The organism is Ochrobactrum vermis, from assembly GCF_002975205.1.
Classification (GTDB): Bacteria; Pseudomonadota; Alphaproteobacteria; order Rhizobiales; family Rhizobiaceae; genus Brucella; species Brucella vermis.
In genome coordinates this window covers 89665-102273 of the sequence record NZ_PCOC01000002.1, presented here as the reverse complement: position 1 = coordinate 102273, position 12609 = coordinate 89665, and the positions used below count along the sequence as shown (strand labels likewise).

Sequence of the window (12609 nt, the reverse complement as noted above, 5' to 3'; positions counted from 1 at the left end):
ACTGCTAAGTCTCTGCAAAAAATTAAAATTTCTGCACATAGAGTATGAAAATAACGGGCCTCAGATTCACATCCCTTCAAGGCGAAGGATTTAGGCATCATGTTCAAGTCACCGTTTGATGAAGCCATTCGGAAAACTGTGCGCCGATGATAGTGGGTTTAATCGACTGATGCCGCAACAGATAGTATGACTTGTCGCTTCTTATCTTCAAATCGAGTAGGGGCGGGATAAGATCACCACGCTGAACGGCGTTCTCAGTCAATTCCAGAGCGCAGAGAGCAATCCCATTGCCTTCGATAGCCGCCTGCTCCAATAAAGCGGTATCGCCAATTATATGTCCCTTTCGGAAGTCCAGAGCCGCCAGATCAAGGCTTCCGGCTAATCTTGCCCACTCGCCGTAGTCTCGATCGTGAAGCAAAGGAAAGCGAGCCAAATTTTCTATCGTTACTTGACCATGCTCGTTCAAAAATGAACGGGAGCACATTGGGGTAAAGGTCAGATCCATTAGTGGTTCGCAATAAAACCCAGGCCAGCTGTTTTTATGACCCCATTTTATCGCAATCTCTGTATTGCCAGAGAATTCCAGTTTTTTGTCTGACAGGTTTATCTGAAGTTTCAGGTGGGGATGTTCTAACAGAAACGATTTCAGGCGCGGTGCGAGCCACTTCGTTCCGAAAGCCGGTTCGACTTCGATTTCCAGACGCGTGTGGTTGGCATTTTGCTGAATTTTGCTGAAGACATTTTCGAGCGTGTTCAATGTAGAATGAATATCGCTGTATAGTCTATCTCCCGCTTCGCTTGCGTTAACGTTATGCGGGGATCTATCAAATAGTACCACGTCAAGCTCGTCCTCCAGGCGTTTTATGCGGTGGCTCACAGCAGATTGAGTCAGATGCAGTTTCTCAGCCGCCGTTGAAAAGTTTCTGCATTGGAAGACCGCGATGAACGTCTGAAGCAGTTCTATACTGGGAACTCTAAATGCGGTCATGATGATGTTCCGTCATGTTCACTATGTTGGTATTTCGTTTCCCGTGAGTTTGTGACGCGTCTAATCCTGTCTCCATCGACACTTCCAGAATTACATTTCGTTTGATCAACAGGACAAAGAGACATGACGCTACACTCGAACATCGGTAACGAATGGCAAAAAAAGGATGAAGCGACTTTGCGAATAGAGCTTGCCGCAGCGTTCCGTCTTGCTGCGCTGAATGACTGGCATGAAAGCGTGTCTAATCACTTCAGCTTGGCACTCTCTGACGATGGCCGACGATTTCTTATGAACCCTCGCTGGCGTCATTTTTCTAGGGTCAAGTCTTCTGATCTGCTAGTCCTCAACGTCGATGATGAGCAAACGATGGCGCGTAGTGATGCTCCGGATCCTTCTGCCTGGACGATCCATGGCTGCATACATGCCGCTCGCCCTGATGCTCGTTGCATCCTGCACGTACATTCGACCTATGCGACAGCGCTTGCCGCTCTCGCTGATCCACAAATCAAGCCGATCGACCAGAATACGGCACGCTTTTTCAATCGCATCGCTATCGACATTGAATTCGGTGGCATTGCGGACGACCTCGAAGAGGGCAAGCGGCTTGTTCAGGCGTTGGGGAACAAACGATCGATGATAATGGGCAATCACGGCATATTGGTAACTGCGGCGACGGTCGCTGAAGCCTATGATGAACTTTATTTTCTGGAGAGGTCCTGCAAAACGTTGATCCTGGCCTACTCCACAAATCAGCCGCTTAATATCATGCCTGATGAACTCGCCGAAAAAACCGCCCTGGAATGGGAAGATTACAGGGAAATGCCATTTGCTCATTTCTCCGAGATGTGTCGGCTTCTTGACGAGCGGGATCCATCTTACGCGCATTGAACGGTTCTGGCGGGTGTCCGTTGGAATTCGGACGCTAGGCATGACGCAACATTGCTTCAAGCCGACGCGGTTAGTCCAGCCCATCGCTGATACATTGAGCCAGCGATGGGTCGGAGATTTATGAACTCTGTTCATCTTCTAATTCGTTGATGCGAAGGTCGTGCAGTTCCGCACCACGAAGCTGCATCAGCTTGGCGAGCCGCTGTGCGGTGTCACTAATTGCCCGACAATGACCATCGAAATCCTCTTCAATGACGGCGCGATATGGTCCTGTTACGCCGACAGCGTAAACCACCGGGGCGCGTGCAAGACGAATAGGAAATGCTATAGTTCCCAGACCAGCCACATGCTCTGCCAGATCTGTTGCAAAACCGCGTTCACGAATATCGGCATATTCCGCCAAAAGAGCTTCCGGGCCGATTTTCGTTTGATCTGTGAATTGCACCAGATTTCGAGTGAGGAGTTGCTGGATAGTTTCAGGTGACTGAAAGGCCATGATTGCTTTACCTGATGCGGTCGCATTGATAGGCATAGCCATGCCGGGCATCACATAGGTCCGAACCGGGGTGTCCGGAGCGACACACGTTACCGAACGAATGTCCCTGCCATCGAACTTTGATATAAACGCCGACTGACCGGTTTTCTCGGCCAATATTTGCAGTGGTTTTTGCGCCAGCGTCACAAGCCAACCCGTATCGGGAGAGGTGTGAAGTAGTTTCAGGAGTCGCTCGCCGAGCTTGAATGTTCGGTTCCGTGAATTCTGCGTACTGATCATCCCGCTTGAAATCAAAGTGTGAAGCAAGCGATTCACCGTCGTTTTGGGAAGATCGAGTGCCGTTTCCAACTCGACGGCTGTAAGTCCCTCGGCAAACGGTGCGACGGTTTCCATAATAGCAATATATCGTTCGAGCGGACTATCTTTTTGCGTAGCATCGGTCATTCGTTCAATCTTCTGTGCCCTGGGTGACGTGTCAATTTCGGTTCCGTTTGAGGCTAGGTAAATTTTGCTGGTGAGCAAAGTGCAGAAGCCCGCAGGATCGATAATACTGTTTAAAGACCGATTCTTGACAGCAGGAAATTCATACTTCGGGTGCGATGCCCGCAAACTATGCTGGTCAGGTGCTGAAATGTGTTGTCTCATCGAGACGAGAGCGTTTCGTTTTAGAATAAGGTTTCAGCTTTCGGCTGTAAAGGAACGCTCCTGCCAATGTGCATTGGGACCTGTAGCCGCAGAAGCAGCCACAGGTCCCGCTTATCAATATTCTTTGTTGTCGCCCACATCGGCCGCGGAAGTCGGAAGACCGTAACTCGTCAGTACTTCGGCAATAGCGCCAGCTTTGCGATAATTCTCGAGGCTTTCATTCACTGCACTCGCAAAGGGGGCATTGCTGTTGGACATCAAAAACGCAGTCTGAGTAGGCAGGGTGGTTGCCTTTACGCGCGGATCCGGTTGGTAAAGCTTAACTTTGACGTCGGTGCCTTTGGTTAGGTCAGCGGCGGCGCCAAAACCTTCAATGCCAGCATCAATACGCCCGGCCTGAACATCCTGCGCCAGATTGAGCGAAGACGGATAGGTCTTTACATTTTCATAAAGCTTTTCCAGATCGCCGACCCAAGAGTAGCCTTCTACGGTTCCCACACTTTTGCCCTTGAGTTGGTCGACGGTCTCGAAACCTTCTTTGGACTCTACCGAAACCTGGTCGAGATAAACCGCGTTGCTGAGCGCTACCACCTTTGCACGAGCAGCGGTGCGGTAGAAACCTCCAATAGCAATGTCGGCGCGGCCTGTCTGCACCGCCGAAACTGCGGCAGGATAGCTGAAGATCTCGTACTCGATCTTCAGGCAATTATCTTTCGCAAATTTCTGAAGAAGGTCACCGTCGATGCCGGAAACGCCATCCTTTTCTACCGAGTAGGGTGGGGTGTTCGTCAACGCCACAGTTAGGACACCTGCTTTGATCGGTTCGAAGTTGAACTTCGTTTCGCATGTGTCGGCCTTTGCCCCCGTCGAAGCCGTCACTAAGGCGATCGCTGCCGATGCTATCAAATAACGCATAGTTTTCATTACTTTAACCTCTGGATTGTCGTTTTATGAATTGTTGTGCACCTTCGACTGAGAAGTCGATTTTCTGTGAGCAGCCCTCTGCCTCGGAGCTCGTCATATCCCTCCGATTTTATGTACCGAATATCGGTACTAATCTCCGAAAATGGAACTAATATCGATTATAAAAGTTTGTCAAGCGGCTTGGAGTTCCGATAATAAGATTTAATTTCGTTTAATGGGACTGTTGACAATTGGAAATAGTTCCGACCACAATACGGGAATAATACCAATAAGTGGAACTTATCGATGACTCAGCCATTACCCCGCGTCACCTATTCGAACATCGGCGTCGATTTCTCACCCGTTCATGATCACCTAGATAAAATCCTGCCAATTTTCGAAGCAAACCAGTTGGGTCAGGCATGGTCCACGCCATTTGCGACGGGCGAGGCAAAAGACGTTGCGAGCCCCATCGATCCCGCAATTACGTTAGGCGTTTTTCCCGCTTCCACGAAAAGCGATGTTAGTGCAGCAGTTGTTGCCGCTCGCAAAGGCGCATTAGTCTGGAATGCGGCGAGCCTGGATGAACGGCTCGCATTCGCTGCACGCTGGAAGGACGTACTTGCCGAAGAGAAATACCAGTTGGGACTAGCCGCACTCTTCGAGGTCGGCAAATCGCGTATGGAAGCCATAGGCGAGGCGGAAGAAGCGGTCGATATGCTCGACTATTATCCGTCAGAACTGAGGGCAAACAACGGATTTGTGCGCCCTATGAACCAACTTGTGGACCACGAGACTGCGACGAGCATTTTGCGTCCCTATGGCGTTTTCGCGGTCGTTGCGCCGTTCAACTTTCCGCTCGCATTGTCTATCGGCATGATTACGGGCGCATTGCTTGCAGGTAACGCGGTGGTATTTAAACCCTCGCCAGAATGCCAACTTACCGGTCTTCTTATTGCCGAGACCATACGTAAGGCAGGTTTGCCTGAAGGTGTTTTCAATGTGGTGCTCGGTGGTGGCGATGTCGGTGAAAATCTTATCGAAGATAAGGGTGTTGATGGCGTCGCATTTACAGGTTCTCACAAGACCGGAATGAGCATCTTCAGGCACATGGCACTTTCGCCGTGGATGAAGCCCGTAATTGCCGAAATGGGCGGCAAGAACCCGGCCTATGTCACGGCAAACGCTGATATCGCTCGTGCTGCTCAGGGGGTGGTACGCTCGGCTTTTGGTCTCCAAGGTCAGAAATGTTCCGCGTGCTCGGTGGTATATGTTGATAATAGCGTGAAAGACGAATTCATCGCGCGATGCACCGAGTTTGCGAAGGCACTTGTCGTTGCCGATCCGCGCAAGCGTGATGTCTTCATGGGCCCACTTTACAATGATGCAACAGTCGACCGGTTTATCAATGCGGTTGGACAGGCAAAAGCAGAAGGTACCGTACATTTCGGAGGTGAACAAATCGCGGGCTTGCCGAAGAACTACTTTGTTCCCGCTATTGTTGAAACGTCGGGTCCATCCAGTCTTACGCGCGATGAATTGTTTATGCCATTTGTGGTGGTGCGTGGTGTGAACTCCCTTGAGGCCGGTCTGAAGGAAGGCAACGACGTTTCCTATGGTCTTGCAGCAGGTATTTTCACCAACGACCAGAACGAGCTTCAACATTTCCTCAACTATGCAGAGGCGGGCGTTCTGTACGCTAACCGCGCGAGCGGCGCGACTACCGGCGCCTGGCCAGGCGCGCAGCCATTCTGTGGCTGGAAGGGAACCGGCGTAAGTGGCAAGGGGGGACTAGGTGCATATTTCCTGCCCCAGTTTATGCGCGAACAAAGTCACACGATCATGACACGTTGAGCCATTTGGTGCGGAGCGGAGAACGCTCCGCAGTTCCTCCTTTTCGAAGTTTTAACCTCATGACACAGTATCCAGAATCCTGCGCTCAGTCCCAAGCACTCTTTGATCGTGCACAAAAGGTAATGCCAGGAGGCAATACGCGCACGACCGTCTACATGGACCCCTTTCCGATCTATGCGCAGAGCGGTGAGGGATGCCGAATGCGTGATGTTGACGGCAATATCTATTACGATTGCATCAACAACTTCACCTCCATGATACATGGCTATGCCCAGCCGGCAGCGATTAACGCGGTAAACGAGCAGCTTCCTCTTGGTACGGCTTTTGGCGCTCCGACGATCAGTGAGATCGAATTGGCCGAACTCCTGGTCGAGCGATTGCCTTCTGTCGATCAAATTCGCTTCGCGAATTCCGGTACAGAAGGCGTCATGATGGCGATCAAAGCAGCGCGCGCTTTTACCAACCGTCCGAAGATTGTCAAAATCGAAGGCGCCTATCACGGATCCTATGATTTCGCCGAAGTTAGTCTAGACAGCACGCCGGGCAACTGGGGGGATATGCCCGCATCGACCGCTTATGCAAAAGGGACGCCCCAAGGGGTTCTGGATGATGTCATTGCAGTCCCCTTCAATGACATTGAAGCAATAAACGCTGTTTTCCGCGTGCACGGGCACGAAATTGCCGGTGTACTGATTGATCCGATGCCAAACCGGGCCGGGCTTATTCCGGCGCGAAAAGATTATCTCGAAGCTTTGGTCGAAACGGCACATCAATCGGGATCGCTTGTGATTTTCGACGAAGTGATTTCGTTCCGCCTGGGATACTCCGGCGCTCAAGGGCTTTGGGGCATTACGCCCGACCTGACCTCGCTTGGAAAAATCATCGGTGGTGGCTTTCCGGTGGGTGCCGTTGCCGGCCGCGCAGAGGTGATGGCTGTATTTGATCCGACGAAGGGAAAACCCGCTCTGCCGCACGGCGGCACTTTTACGGCAAATCCCGTGACGATGCGGGCTGGTCTGGCAGCCATGGAAGCACTGACGCCAGAATCTTTCCGTCATCTGGATCGACTGGGCGAGATATTGCGAGACGGTACAAACGAAATTTTCCGAAAATCGGGATTGTCTGGTCGTTGTGTGGGGCTCGGATCATTGTTCAAGATTCACTTCACCGACAATGACATCGTCGATTATCGTTCGGTCTATCCTTCCGCAGGTGATCGTCACAAGCTCAACCTTCTCCATAAGGGTCTCCTCGATAGAGGAGTGTTGTCTGCGAGCTACGGGCTTTTCGCCCTATCCACGCCCATGGCTGAAGCCGATGCGTATACCATACTTGTTGCTATCGATGACACTTTCAAACACATCGCCTCGCAGTCTTGACACGGTGTCACATTACGAAACGCAACCCGTCATATTGAGCGCGGCATGCAAAATGAACAGATCGGGTTCGTAACTTCTAACCCGATATCGGTTCAGCGAAAACAATAGCAGGAATTGAAATGACCACTTCTCCCCATGTCGTCATCATTGGCGCTGGCACCTTAGGAATGTGTTCGGCGGTTAACCTTATCCGGCAAGGCGCCCGCGTGACCGTCATCGATGCCAATGCCATCGCGTCCGGTTCAAGTGGACGATCAGTTGGCGTAATTGGTACCCAGTTTACCGATCCTTTCGAGATCCTCCTGCGGCAACATTCAATGCGACAGTTCCAGGAATTTGAGCGCCAGGGATTGCAGATCAATCACATCGGATATTTACGACTTGCCAGAACTGACGAGCAAATGGAACTCTTTCGTCAGTCAGTTGAGATGCAGAAAAAGGCCGGTTTCCGTTCCAAAGTTTATCAAGCTGGCGAACTGAACAATCTTATCCCTCACCTCAACCCGGACGGTCTGGCTGGCGCAATTTTCGGACCCGATGACGGTTTCATCGATCCGCACGAGCTGTGCACACTGCTGGCTGCGAAGGTGCGCGAAGCCGGTGGTGCGGTCAGGCAGTTCTGCAAACTTGAAGGCGTCGCGAGGATCGCCGGAGGATATAGGCTCGAAACCACTAAAGGCCAAATCGAGTGCGATATGGTGATCAATGCTGCGGGTGCCTGGGCGTCACAGGTAGCGGCACTCTTCGGGCAGACGCTTCAGGTCAAGCCTGAGCGGCACGAAGCCATTACCATCCTTCTAGACCAGCCGCTCGATTACACGATGCCCATGGTGATGGACCTCGTTAACGGTGAGGGCACCGGGCTTAACTTCAGGCACGAGAAAGCAGGCGAGCTGATCGCTGAAGTTCATAAAGTGACGAATTCGGAGCCGGAAAATCCAGATCTTTATAATGATCAGTGCGAAGAACAATCGCGTATCGAGCTCGCGGAACTCCTCTTGGAACGAGTTCCCGATCTGCCCGGTGCACGCCTTGGGCGCGGCTGGGCTGGGCTTTATCCTATGACCTACGACAAGCGTCCATTAGTCGGCCCTATTGATCCGTCCGAACCGACTCTTGTCACGGCAGCTGGCGCAGGCGGTTACGGCATCCAGCTTTCGCCAGTGATCGGTCAGATTGCCACTGATTGGGCACTTCATGGTGCACCGGTATCTGCTCCGGGAACCGAACAATTGCGGCCGGCCGCTGCGCGATATGCTCCGGCGGCATAAAACTTGGGAAAGGTGCTGCCTTTCCCTGAGGGGAACGCCGGGAAGTCAAGAACAGAACACCGTCATCAACACGGGGTGAAAGATGTCTCAGAATAAGCCAATTGTCCGCTTGCAGGACGTGAATGTTCGTTACGGTAATTATCATGCTGTCAGGAACGTCACGCTTGACATTAAAAAGGGTGAGGTTGTTGCCATTGTTGGCCCGAGTGGCGCGGGGAAAAGTACCTTCCTGCGCACGATCAATATGCTCGAACAACCAGTATCTGGAACACTGCAAGTTGGGGCGTTTCAATTTGACCTCGACAGCAAGCTGACGAATGATCAATTGCTGAAGCTGCGACGTTCGACCGGTATGGTTTTCCAGTCATTCAATCTCTTTCCCCATATGTCGGTGCGTAAGAATATTACTTTGCCTCAGATGCGCGTGCTGGGACGAAGCAAAAATGACGCCGATGCCCGCACTACACAGTTGCTAGAGCGGGTGCATCTAGCAGACAAGGGCGATGCTTATCCTGCTCGGCTTTCGGGCGGCCAACAACAACGCATCGCGATAGCTCGAGCTTTGGCACTTGACCCCGAGGTTATGCTTTTCGATGAGCCTACCTCAGCGCTTGATCCTGAACTCGGTCTGGAGGTTCTCGCTGTAATGCGCGAGCTGGCTCAGGACGGTATGACAATGATCGTTGTCACGCATGAAATTGCCTTCGCTACGGAAGTCGCTGATCGGCTCATCGTGATGGCGGACGGTCAGATCATTGAAGAAGGAAAACCGTCGGAGGTTATCCGTCATCCGTCTTCTCCGCGGACGCAAAAATTCTTCCGAGCCATTGTGGATCGACACTGATGACGGATTTACTTCTCAATCTGCTCAAAGGCCTTCCCGCAACAATTGCTTTGACGGTTGGCGGCTTTGCCGTGGGAGCGGTACTCGGAGTGCCGTTGGTATTGTTACGTCGTTCAAAATCTCGACCGGTTAGCGGTCTTGCGCGGATTTTTATCGACGTTGCTCGCGGAATTCCACCTGTTGTCTGGCTCTTCATAATATTTTTTGGTTTGGGAACCGGCATCATCCGGCTGACATCGCTACAGGCCGGTATTATCGGACTGGGGTTGGTATCTTCAGCCTATCTGGCCGAGATTTATCGTGGCGGCTTTCTTTCGTTGCCAGGCGGGCAGACTGAAGCAGCAACTGCTCTCGGAATGAGGGGTAGTGACATTTTAAGGTTTGTATCCGCACCCCAGGTTTTGCGCGTATCTATACCTGCAATGGCCACGTTCTTTGTGAGCCTACTCAAGGATAGCACGGTGGCCTCAACAATCGGCGTCCGTGACATTATGATGTATACATCCCAGGCGGCACAAGCTCAGGCGGGAGGCTTTGCTCCCTTCCTCATTGCTGCGCTCATCTACATTCTCTTGTCCATTCCTATCGCCTTTATGTCTCGTGTATTGGACGAAAGGCTTCGCAGGAGGCTCTCGCGATGAAGGAAACCCTCGCAAATTTTGTCGAATGGGCGCCTCAGCTCTTCGCGGGCCTCGTTGTGAGCCTGCAGCTAACAGGATTGGCCCTCCTCATGGGGCTTCCTCTTGGATTGCTGCTTGCCCTCCTTTCGATGACGAAAATGCGTTTGCCGCGTTATATGGCGATACTGCTAGTCGAGATTGGCCGCGGTGCTCCGGCACTGGTTGTGCTCCAAATGGTCTATTATGGACTGCCTTCGGCAGGCATCAACACCAGTGCCTTCATCGCAGCAGCTGTTGCTCTTGCATTAACTACTGCCGCCTATACAAGTGAAATTCTACGTGCGGGTTTGAACGCAGTTCCTCAAAGGGAATTCGAAGCGGGTTTAGCACTCGGCATGACAAACGCAGACATTATGCGATTTGTGGTCATCCCACAGGGCGTGCTTTTTGCTGTACCCGCACTTATGGGGTTTGCTATTCTGATCTTTCAGGCAAGTGCACTTGCATTTACCATCTCCGTGCCGGAACTCCTCGCGAGAGCCTATCGCGTTGGCGCCGCGACCTATCTTTACCTTGATGTGCTGATCCTCGCAGGTTTGTTTTATCTGGTCGTGACAATTCCATTTGGCTGGCTTGTGGCCGGAACGGAGCGGAGACTTGGCAAACATCTTGGGTAAGACGCTTGCCAAACTGATTTACGTAAATTGCATATGAGAGAAATCATGAACAAAGTCCTTGTCGCAGTGAAACGGGTTGTCGATTACAACGTTAAGATCCGTGTAAAGGGAGACGGTTCGGGCGTTGAGCTTGCGAACGTCAAGATGTCGATGAATCCGTTCGACGAGATCGCAGTTGAAGAAGCGATCCGACTGAAGGAAGCGGGCAAGGTGACGGAAATCATAGCGGTTTCGGTCGGTCCTGCTCAGGCACAGGAAACGCTGCGCACGGCGCTCGCCATGGGCGCCGATCGCGCGATCCTTGTGAAGAGCGATGAAACGGTTGAGCCGCTCGGTGTTGCCAAGGTGCTGAAGGGCGTGGTCGATGCGGAAAAGCCGGACCTCGTCTTCCTCGGCAAGCAGGCCATCGACGACGATTCGAACCAGACCGGCCAGATGCTGTCGGCGCTCCTCAACTGGAGCCAGGCAACTTTTGCCTCGAAGGTGGAACTGGGCGACGGTTCGGCCAAGGTGACGCGCGAAGTTGACGGCGGTCTCCAGACCATCGACGTCAAGCTCCCGGCTATCGTTACGGTCGATCTTCGTTTGAACCAGCCGCGCTACGCATCGCTGCCGAACATCATGAAAGCCAAGAAGAAGCCGCTCGACGAAAAGTCGCCTGCCGATTTCGGCGCCGACATTGCGCCGCGCCTCAAGGTCCTGAAGACCGAAGAGCCGGGTGGACGCAAGGCTGGCGTAAAGGTCGGTTCAGTCTCTGAACTGGTCGAGAAGCTCAAGGCCGACGGCGTACTTTAAAGAAATCGGAAGGGACGAAATAAATGGCTATTCTTCTTATTGCCGAACACGACAATGCAACCCTTTCGGACCAGACGGCCAAGGCGCTGACGGCAGCTGCCCAGATCGGCGGCGACGTGGATGTTCTGGTTGCAGGCAAGGGGGCGAAGGCTGCTGCTGATGCCGCCTCCAAGCTTAAGGGCATACGCAAGGTTCTGCTGGCTGAAAGCGATGCGCTGGAAAACCGTCTGGCCGAGCCGACGGCAGCACTCATCGTGGCACTGGCAGCCAATTATGACACGGTCATCGCACCGGCAACGACCTCGGCCAAGAACATCCTGCCGCGCGTTGCAGCGCTTCTCAATGTGATGCAGTTGTCCGAAATCATGGAAGTTGTGTCGGCGGATACGTTCAAGCGTCCGATCTATGCGGGCAATGCGATCCAGACGGTACAATCCACCGACGCCAAGAAGGTGATCACGGTCCGCACCGCCTCTTTCCAGGCAACGGGTGACGGTGGTTCGGCTGCAGTTGAAAGCGTCAATGCAGCGGTCGATCCGGCGCTGTCGAGCTTCGTGGGCAACGCGCTCTCGGATTCGGACCGTCCAGAACTGACCTCGGCCAAGATCATCATCTCGGGTGGTCGTGCGCTTGGTTCGGCTGAAAAGTTCCAGGAAGTGATCCTGCCGGTTGCAGACAAACTCGGTGCTGCGGTCGGCGCCAGCCGTGCGGCTGTCGACGCGGGCTATGCGCCGAACGACTGGCAGGTCGGCCAGACGGGCAAGGTGGTTGCACCGGATCTCTACATCGCCGTCGGTATCTCCGGTGCGATCCAGCATCTGGCGGGCATGAAGGACTCACGCGTCATCGTCGCCATCAACAAGGACGAAGAAGCGCCGATCTTCCAGGTGGCTGATTATGGCCTCGTCGGCGATCTCTTCACCGTGCTGCCGGAGCTGCAGAAGGCTCTTTGATACACTCAAAAAACATCCCTATGCCTGAGTTATCCAGGCAATGGGGATGTTTCATTACGGCCAATCGAGGGAACAAAGCCACGACGGCGATTCTTGACTGGCAATCAAATCGGTCGTTGCGCTTATCCTGCATCAATGCCTGAGAATGAGTGAAAGAGGGACTGGCAAGTTTCGAGCGACTATGCTGGAAAGCGGCCTTTCATCTGATTAAGGAGCTTCGGCGCTAACGCGCCTGATGTCGGTCGGCGATGAAGATGGGCGGTGTGTCTGCGCTATAGTCACCTGACGCATCCCAT

At 52.8% G+C, this 12609-nt stretch carries 12 protein-coding genes; 9 read left to right on the top strand and 3 right to left on the bottom strand.

Going from position 1 to position 12609, the window contains the following annotated elements:
• Nucleotides 1-103: 103 nt before the first annotated feature.
• The gene (locus CQZ93_RS14620; RefSeq protein ID WP_105543406.1) at nucleotides 104-988 is read right to left on the bottom strand and encodes a LysR substrate-binding domain-containing protein; all 885 of its coding nucleotides are present in this window, start codon (nucleotides 986-988) and stop codon (nucleotides 104-106) included.
• A gap of 123 nt (nucleotides 989-1111) precedes the next feature.
• Here CQZ93_RS14620 and CQZ93_RS14615 point away from each other — a divergent pair, with 123 nt between their 5' ends.
• Nucleotides 1112-1876, top strand: coding sequence for a class II aldolase/adducin family protein (locus tag CQZ93_RS14615; protein ID WP_105543405.1), 765 nt, complete (start codon nucleotides 1112-1114; stop codon nucleotides 1874-1876).
• 118 nt (nucleotides 1877-1994) lie between these two features.
• Here CQZ93_RS14615 and CQZ93_RS14610 read toward each other — a convergent pair whose 3' ends face one another.
• The gene (locus CQZ93_RS14610; protein WP_181153393.1) at nucleotides 1995-2816 is read right to left on the bottom strand and encodes an IclR family transcriptional regulator; all 822 of its coding nucleotides are present in this window, start codon (nucleotides 2814-2816) and stop codon (nucleotides 1995-1997) included.
• Nucleotides 2817-3131: 315 nt separating this feature from the next.
• A complete protein-coding gene (locus CQZ93_RS14605) occupies nucleotides 3132-3941 on the bottom strand; it encodes a substrate-binding periplasmic protein (protein ID WP_105543403.1) in 810 nt (269 codons plus the stop codon).
• Between the two features lie 285 nt (nucleotides 3942-4226).
• Here CQZ93_RS14605 and CQZ93_RS14600 point away from each other — a divergent pair, with 285 nt between their 5' ends.
• The 8 genes from CQZ93_RS14600 to CQZ93_RS14565 all read left to right on the top strand — a co-directional run bounded on the left by CQZ93_RS14600 (nucleotide 4227) and on the right by CQZ93_RS14565 (nucleotide 12313).
• Nucleotides 4227-5774 (top strand): aldehyde dehydrogenase family protein, encoded by a 1548-nt coding sequence (locus tag CQZ93_RS14600; protein WP_105543402.1) that lies wholly within the window; start codon nucleotides 4227-4229, stop codon nucleotides 5772-5774.
• A gap of 59 nt (nucleotides 5775-5833) precedes the next feature.
• Nucleotides 5834-7153, top strand: coding sequence for an aspartate aminotransferase family protein (locus CQZ93_RS14595; protein WP_105543401.1), 1320 nt, complete (start codon nucleotides 5834-5836; stop codon nucleotides 7151-7153).
• A gap of 119 nt (nucleotides 7154-7272) precedes the next feature.
• Complete coding sequence (locus tag CQZ93_RS14590; RefSeq protein ID WP_105543400.1) at nucleotides 7273-8424, top strand: NAD(P)/FAD-dependent oxidoreductase; 1152 nt, start codon at nucleotides 7273-7275, stop codon at nucleotides 8422-8424.
• Nucleotides 8425-8506: 82 nt separating this feature from the next.
• Complete coding sequence (locus tag CQZ93_RS14585; RefSeq protein WP_105543399.1) at nucleotides 8507-9268, top strand: amino acid ABC transporter ATP-binding protein; 762 nt, start codon at nucleotides 8507-8509, stop codon at nucleotides 9266-9268.
• Entirely contained in the window at nucleotides 9268-9909 is a 642-nt protein-coding gene (locus tag CQZ93_RS14580) for an amino acid ABC transporter permease (protein WP_105543398.1), read from the top strand. The genes CQZ93_RS14585 and CQZ93_RS14580 overlap by 1 nt, the downstream gene beginning before the upstream one ends.
• A complete protein-coding gene (locus CQZ93_RS14575) occupies nucleotides 9906-10565 on the top strand; it encodes an amino acid ABC transporter permease (protein ID WP_105543397.1) in 660 nt (219 codons plus the stop codon). The genes CQZ93_RS14580 and CQZ93_RS14575 overlap by 4 nt, the downstream gene beginning before the upstream one ends.
• Nucleotides 10566-10610: 45 nt before the next feature.
• A complete protein-coding gene (locus tag CQZ93_RS14570; RefSeq protein WP_105543396.1) occupies nucleotides 10611-11360 on the top strand; it encodes an electron transfer flavoprotein subunit beta/FixA family protein in 750 nt (249 codons plus the stop codon).
• A gap of 23 nt (nucleotides 11361-11383) precedes the next feature.
• On the top strand, nucleotides 11384-12313 hold the full coding sequence (locus tag CQZ93_RS14565; RefSeq protein ID WP_105543395.1) for an electron transfer flavoprotein subunit alpha/FixB family protein: 930 nt from the start codon (nucleotides 11384-11386) through the stop codon (nucleotides 12311-12313).
• Nucleotides 12314-12609 lie beyond the last annotated feature (296 nt).

Bases quoted from the DNA above. Each gene is read 5' to 3' on its own strand.
- CQZ93_RS14620 (WP_105543406.1), bottom strand. From the start codon at position 988: ATGACCGCATTTAGAGTTCCCAGTATAGAACTGCTTCAGACGTTCATC.
- CQZ93_RS14565 (WP_105543395.1), top strand. From the start codon at position 11,384: ATGGCTATTCTTCTTATTGCCGAACACGACAATGCAACCCTTTCGGAC.
- CQZ93_RS14580 (WP_105543398.1), top strand. From the start codon at position 9,268: ATGACGGATTTACTTCTCAATCTGCTCAAAGGCCTTCCCGCAACAATT.
- CQZ93_RS14615 (WP_105543405.1), top strand. From the start codon at position 1,112: ATGACGCTACACTCGAACATCGGTAACGAATGGCAAAAAAAGGATGAA.
- CQZ93_RS14610 (WP_181153393.1), bottom strand. From the start codon at position 2,816: ATGACCGATGCTACGCAAAAAGATAGTCCGCTCGAACGATATATTGCT.
- CQZ93_RS14585 (WP_105543399.1), top strand. From the start codon at position 8,507: ATGTCTCAGAATAAGCCAATTGTCCGCTTGCAGGACGTGAATGTTCGT.
- CQZ93_RS14600 (WP_105543402.1), top strand. From the start codon at position 4,227: ATGACTCAGCCATTACCCCGCGTCACCTATTCGAACATCGGCGTCGAT.
- CQZ93_RS14605 (WP_105543403.1), bottom strand. From the start codon at position 3,941: ATGAAAACTATGCGTTATTTGATAGCATCGGCAGCGATCGCCTTAGTG.
- CQZ93_RS14595 (WP_105543401.1), top strand. From the start codon at position 5,834: ATGACACAGTATCCAGAATCCTGCGCTCAGTCCCAAGCACTCTTTGAT.
- CQZ93_RS14570 (WP_105543396.1), top strand. From the start codon at position 10,611: ATGAACAAAGTCCTTGTCGCAGTGAAACGGGTTGTCGATTACAACGTT.
- CQZ93_RS14575 (WP_105543397.1), top strand. From the start codon at position 9,906: ATGAAGGAAACCCTCGCAAATTTTGTCGAATGGGCGCCTCAGCTCTTC.
- CQZ93_RS14590 (WP_105543400.1), top strand. From the start codon at position 7,273: ATGACCACTTCTCCCCATGTCGTCATCATTGGCGCTGGCACCTTAGGA.